Source organism: Paenibacillus sp. IHB B 3415 (assembly GCF_000802655.2).
Taxonomy (GTDB): domain Bacteria; phylum Bacillota; class Bacilli; order Paenibacillales; family Paenibacillaceae; genus Paenibacillus_AQ; species Paenibacillus_AQ phytohabitans.
This window is the reverse complement of sequence record NZ_JUEI01000160.1, coordinates 1-6,338: the sequence shown is the minus strand read 5'-3', so window position 1 is coordinate 6,338 and position 6,338 is coordinate 1. Positions and strand designations below refer to the sequence as shown.

The 6,338-nt window shown below is 49.4% G+C and carries 4 protein-coding genes; all 4 read right to left on the bottom strand.

Annotation, left to right across the window (positions count from 1 at the left end; translation table 11 throughout):
• Nucleotides 1-81 precede the first annotated feature (81 nt).
• A complete protein-coding gene (locus QW71_RS35745; protein ID WP_039310673.1) occupies nucleotides 82-1,713 on the bottom strand; it encodes an ABC transporter substrate-binding protein in 1,632 nt (543 codons plus the stop codon).
• A gap of 59 nt (nucleotides 1,714-1,772) precedes the next feature.
• The gene (locus QW71_RS35740; RefSeq protein ID WP_235441651.1) at nucleotides 1,773-2,792 is read right to left on the bottom strand and encodes a carbohydrate ABC transporter permease; all 1,020 of its coding nucleotides are present in this window, start codon (nucleotides 2,790-2,792) and stop codon (nucleotides 1,773-1,775) included.
• A 14-nt stretch (nucleotides 2,793-2,806) separates the two neighbouring features.
• Nucleotides 2,807-3,763, bottom strand: a complete 957-nt coding sequence (locus QW71_RS35735) for a sugar ABC transporter permease (RefSeq protein ID WP_039310670.1) — start codon at nucleotides 3,761-3,763, stop codon at nucleotides 2,807-2,809.
• A 230-nt stretch (nucleotides 3,764-3,993) separates the two neighbouring features.
• On the bottom strand, nucleotides 3,994-6,261 hold the full coding sequence (locus QW71_RS35730) for a helix-turn-helix domain-containing protein (RefSeq protein ID WP_039310667.1): 2,268 nt from the start codon (nucleotides 6,259-6,261) through the stop codon (nucleotides 3,994-3,996).
• Nucleotides 6,262-6,338: the final 77 nt, after the last annotated feature.

Sequence of the window (6,338 nt, the reverse complement as noted above, 5' to 3'; positions counted from 1 at the left end):
ACGCCTCCAAAATAAAGAGCTGTCCCAAGCAGCCATTTCATGGCTTTTGGAACAGCTCCTTTTGTAAGTTATAACTTCAAATTAACGGAACTGGCCCGCATCGATGGCTGCCTGCTTCTCATCAAGGATTTCCTGATATCCTGCATCAAGGAAGCTCTTCTTGGCATCTTCATAGGCTGCATCGAATTCAGCTTCCGGAGCCAGAACGGTCTTCACATACAGATCCTGGAACAGCGAGTTCAGATCCGCTTTGTATTCATTAACCTTTTCGAGCACTACACTGAACATGGCATCAGGTGTACGGAATTCCGCAACCTCGTTGTAGTATTTCACCATATCCTCGGCGAGATATTCATAACCGGCCGGTGACCAGTTACGCAGATTCGATTGGAGGGTTTTCTCTGCATCCGGATATTGCGCAATTTCAGTTACAAGTCCCCAGTAGTCTTTATTGTTGTTGGTGGAAAGGACAGATTCGCCTTTGTAATCCGGGTTCTTCACAGCAATGCCTTCAGCATCAAGTGTATAGTTCTCGCCCTCAATACCGTTCTGGAACTTGAACAGGTTCTCCGGCTGGCTCAGCCATTCGAGGTACATCCAGACGGCAGCGCGCTCTTCATCCGAAGTCTCATAGTTGATGCCCATGATGAAGCCGAACGGCCAGTAAGCGCGTCCTTGAGGCTTGTAACCTTCCGGCACCATTGCATTCGGAGGAATTACCGCAAATTCAGCATCCGGGTTGTTCGCCAGCGTAGCTGCAAAGACGTCTGCATTGTTGGTCAGATAGAATGCGTAGTTACCCGTTTTGCCGGCAACGAATTCAGATTTGATCTTGTTATCATCGCTGCGCAGATAGAATTCTTTATCCACGAGACCGTTATTGTACTGATAGTTCAGATTGCGCAGGAAACGTTCGGTATCGGCGCTGGTGAAGTCAGCAACACTTACATCCGAATACAGGGCACGATATGCCTCATCCACCGGCCATTCACGGAAAGCATAGTTATAGCTGTAGAAGTCCTTAATCAGATTCCCCGCAGTCACACCAAGTCCGGCTTCTTTCCATTTCGCCAGCATCTCATTATACTTCTCCAGGGAGGTCAAATCCTCCACCTTCATGCCAACCTGCTCCACCCAGTCTTTACGGATGATACTGACGAAGTTATCGGCTTCAGGACGTGCAGCGAAGAAGAAGGTATTCTTGTCGTCCACTTTACCGTATTGCTGGATCGTTTCACCCAGATTTGCCCAGTAAGTTGGAGCATAATTTTCTATTTCTGCAAGTTCAAGCTCCTGCATCACATCTTCGCCGTAATAAGTAAGCGCTTGAGGCATATCGTAGTGGAAAATAATGTCCGGCGCCTTATGCGATGCGAGCAGCTGCTCGTAATCGGTTACTTCACTGCTGCGGGAGATAGGCACAAAATTAACATCGATATTGTATTTGTCACCGAACTCCGCCTGAACCCAGCGGGTGTAATAGTTATCACTTACATTCCAGCCCTCGAAAGCGCGTTCATAGACCGGAATATCAATCGTAACCTTCTCTTTAAAGCCTTGTGAATAATCTGCAAAGCCCTCACTCTGGTTGCTGGAAGCTGCAGGCGTGTTCGTTCCGGCACTCTGTTTATTATTTCCGCCGGAGCATCCGGCAAGCATGCCGGCTGTCATGACAGATACCATCATTAATGAAGCAAAACCTTTTTTGTTCATCGTAATTCCCCCATTTTTAATTTTCCAGTGCTATTAACTGCTGCTTGCGGAACATACGGCTACTCCTTAACGGCGCCTAGCATAACCCCTTGCACGAAGTATTTCTGAACGAAAGGATACACGCAGAGAATCGGCAGGGTAGCAAACACCACGACGGATGCTTTAAGCACTTCCGGGTTGCTGAGTGATACTGTAGTGGCCTCTAGCTGGAAGCTTTCACTCGCCTGAATGACCAGATAATACAGCTTGAGCTGCAGCGGCCGCAGGGAGGTCTCATGCTTAATATAGAACAAGGCATCCTGGTAAGCATTCCAGCGTCCAACTGCGTAGAAGAGGGCAAGTGTCGCCATTATCGGCTTGGACAACGGCAAGACGATGCTGAACAGAATCCGGAAATGACCGGCACCGTCGATCCGCGCCGATTCTTCCAGACTCACCGGAATCCCGTGCGTTAGCGATGTCTTCATAATCAGCAAATTGAAGGCACTGAATGACAAGGGCAGAATCAGTGACCAGATCGTATCCATCAGTCCCAGATTATTAATGTTCATGTAATCCGGGATGATCCCCCCACTAAAGTACATCGTGAACAGGAAAATGAAGGTGATGACCCGGCGGCCCTTGAACTGGGCTCTCGACAACGGATACGCGGCGCATATCGTCAGAATCATTCCCAGAATCGTGAACAGTACGGTCACAATAACCGAGATGTACAGGGAACGGAGGATGCTGGCATCCGCGAAGATTTTCTTATACGCTTCGATGGTGAAGCCCTGCGGCCACAGAAAGACCTTATTGGCAATGACGAAGGAGTCAGAGCTCAGGGATTTCGACACGACATGCAGGAACGGCACATCCGCGAAGATTTTCTTATACGCTTCGATGGTGAAGCCCTGCGGCCACAGAAAGACCTTATTGGCAATGACGAAGGAGTCAGAGCTCAGGGATTTCGACACGACATGCAGGAACGGCAGCAGACATATTAGTGAAACAACAATTAAGACAAAGCGGATCAGCACATCCCAGATGTCCAAACGTCCTTTACTTAGTGAGGCCGAACGGACTGTTGATGCTCTCATGGTTTCCCTCCTTTCTATAATATCCCATCTTCACCGAGCTTTTTAGCGACGCGATCTGCCGTTATTACAAGAATAATTCCGATAACAGATTGGAATAATCCAAGCGCGGTCGCCCGGCTGAAGTTACCGGATTCAATCCCCCAGCGGTATACCAGGACCGGTATGGTTGTTGTGTACTCTGTGGTAGCCTTGTTCTGCAGAGCGAAGATGCGCTCGAACGAGCCCTCCATTACTTTCCCCAGATTCATGATCAGCAGGGTTACGATGGTTGCACGGATAGAAGGTACCGTAATATTCCATACCTTTCTCCAGCGTCCTGCTCCATCGACCGTAGCCGCTTCATACATCTCCGGGTTGATCCCGCTCATGGCCGCCAGGTAGATAATCGTGCCCCAGCCCATACTCTGCCACACACCGATAGCCAGATAGCTGATTAGCCAGTTCGTATCTTCCTGCAGGAACGGAACACGGGTACCGCCCATCAGTTCAATCAGATTGTTAATCACGCCGCCGCCTTCACTAAGAAGCTGATAAGCGATAGCCCCGATAATGACCCAGGACAGGAAATGCGGCAAGTACAGCAGCGTCTGATTGATGCGTTTGAACCGGATACTTTTGACCTCATTCAGCAGCAGCGCCAGCAGAATCGGCATCGTGAAGCTGAAACACAGATCCAGAATATTCAGCAGCAGCGTATTGCGGACAGCAGGAGCAAAGTCAGGCTTGGCGAAAATATCCTGGAAGATTTGGAGGCCCACCCATTCACTGCCCCAGAAGCCTTTTGCAATTTTGTAGTCTTTAAAAGCGATTACAAGTCCGGTCATCGGCAGATACTTGAATACGATTACAAAAGACAGTGGAATCAATACCAGGAAATAGAGCTGCCAGTCACGCTTTAAAAAATACCCGGGCCCCTGTTTCTTTCTTAATAGAGCATTTTGATTTATCTTTGAAGCGTTTGCAACTTTCAAAGTCTCACCTCCTACATCATTTTATCTCTGTGCCAGTTGCATCCACCGGCCTGAGATCTATGCTATCTCCATTAGCCGGTTTTGAATACGATGAGTAATGCTGCTGGCCATTAAAACTGACAACCACGCGGTTTATAAGGCCTCCGCAGCAGCAATATGATCAAATATGATAGGCTAAAACGTTTTCATTAAGAGTCGTGAATGGAATAATTACGGCCAGAAGCAGGCCCTTAAGAGCTTTTGGTCTTGGCTGATTTGTAGCTGCTCGGCGGCATGCCCTCGTATTTGCGGAAAAACCGGTTGAAGCTCTGTACATTAAAGTAGCCCACCTCTGCCGCAATCTGTTTGATCGTCAGGTCGGTATCCAGCAGCAATTCCTTGGCCTTCTCTATACGCAGCTGGTTCAGATAATCAATCATACTCTTGCCGGTTAAGTCATACACAATCTTGCGCATATAGGAGTAGCTGATGCCAAAATCATGGCTCATATCCTTCAATACAATTTCTTCACGGTAATGATCCTGCAAATATTGAATGATCCGTTCCCCATGATTGGCTTCACGGGTACCCCGGTCCAGGTCCTGCACGATTTCTTGGAAGAACCCGTGCAAATATTCCTCAAGCTCATCCAGTGTATCCATCGAAGCCAGAAGAGTGTAGATGTTGCCTTTCCCCATAATCATTCTTCCGGTACTGATATGATTCTCACGGAGATGCTTGATCGTCGCACCCAGCAGCTGGTGATAAATGAACATAATGTTATCGTAGGAAATATTCTCTGCTGAACCGATCTGGCAGCGGATGACCTGAAGCTCCTTAAGTATCCCGTTCAGATCGCCTGCATCCAGGAAGTTGAGAATCCGCCGCTCGCTGCTTTCGGAATCCATATATTTACGGCTGTTCTCCTCTTCGTCCTGCCAGTACATCATGCTTCCGGCTCCCTTAATCATCCGCTGCTTAATCAATTCCATCGCCTCGAACAGCCGCTGGGCTACCCTTTCAGGTGCATCTGCCAAGCCGCTTACCCCTATCGTGACCGAATGCCCCAACAGCTCAAGCGACTCCTCCCGGATTCTGTCCAGCGCCTGATGGATCCGGTCACAACTCTGCTCATCCCCGCCCGGAGCAAAGTTCATTACAATTACAATACAGCCGTCACTATGATAGACTGAACGGGCCAGAACCCCCTCCGGGAACAGGCTCTCGTACTTCGCATTGAGCAGGTATCCGTGGTAGCTGCGTGTCTCCAGATTCGTATTGCCAACGTACACTCTGTACTGGTCGATGGAGACCACAGCTATTCTGTAATAGACCTCAGGGAAGATCTCCGTAATCCGGGGCGGAATCTCTCCGCGCAAAAGGCGGTGAACGGCGAAGCTGCGGGTGTCCTGTTCGCGCTCCTGCAGCAGCTGGAACAGGCCTTCCTCCTCCTCCTGCATCCGCTTAAACGCCACATTCAGAAAGGCAAGCTCATTCTTATTGACTACCTCAAGATTGTTTTTCGAGCGTATCATCCGGACTAATTGCCGGAGTGGTCTGGACATCCAGGTAGCGAGAAAGACCGCCAGTACCGTTCCCAGCACAATAATGGCTCCGGTAAGCAAAATAATATTCCCCTGCATATCCCGTGATTTGGTCATCAGCTTATCCATCGAGCTCCAGCTTACATTCCACCATCCGGACAAAGACGAGCGGCTCCATGCGTAAACCATCCGGTTGCCGTCCAGCTCGCGGAACGTATAGCCCTCGCTTGAATCCTGACCTAGAATTTCCTGTAGAAAGGGCTGCTCAAAGCCGTCGGTGAGCAGCAGCGACTTGTCACTGTGTGATATTACTTTTCCATCAGATCCAAGGAGCAGGGAATGGCCGTCCCCGGCCTCTGCCGTATTCAGATATTTGCCGATCTGACTCTCCCGCATATTGACGACAATCAATCCGTCCGTCGTGGAGGAGAGACGATTGAGAGGGTATACATAAGACACCACATGATCCCCTGAGCCCAGCACGCGGGGTACCCACACACCGCTGATTCCTCTCTGGCCTGCCAGAGCTTCGGTTGTCCAGCCCACCTGCTCATACCGCTCCAGCTTCGTAACCGCATTGTCTGTAGATATAACATAATCGGAGTTATTCAGATAAAAGTATGAGGAATAAACGCCGTCTACACGGCGGTTCAGGTTCAGCAGTTCATTCATCACAGACAAGGCCTTGGTCACATTAGTGTAGCTTGCGTTCACCTCGTCATACGTCTCGAAGCTGCGGATGCGATCAAATATATTGGTTGCAGCCAGACGCGCCGTATCCTGGGCGAGATTGGCCAGTGCATTCTCATTTAACTTGCGGTTGGCATTCAGACCGGCAAGTGCGGATTCACCGATGGCTGTCTCTGAGTTTTCTATGATCTGTGCCCCGCTATACCACGTCAAGATCGCTGCCGGAATGGCCATGATACAGAATAGAATCAATGCCAGCTGTAGCATCATCGGTGTTTTTTTCATGGTGTGCCCCCTGTTCCTACGGTAAATTTACTAGAGTAAAAGGCTGGTATGACCCAGCCCCTCCTCATCAAACCGTA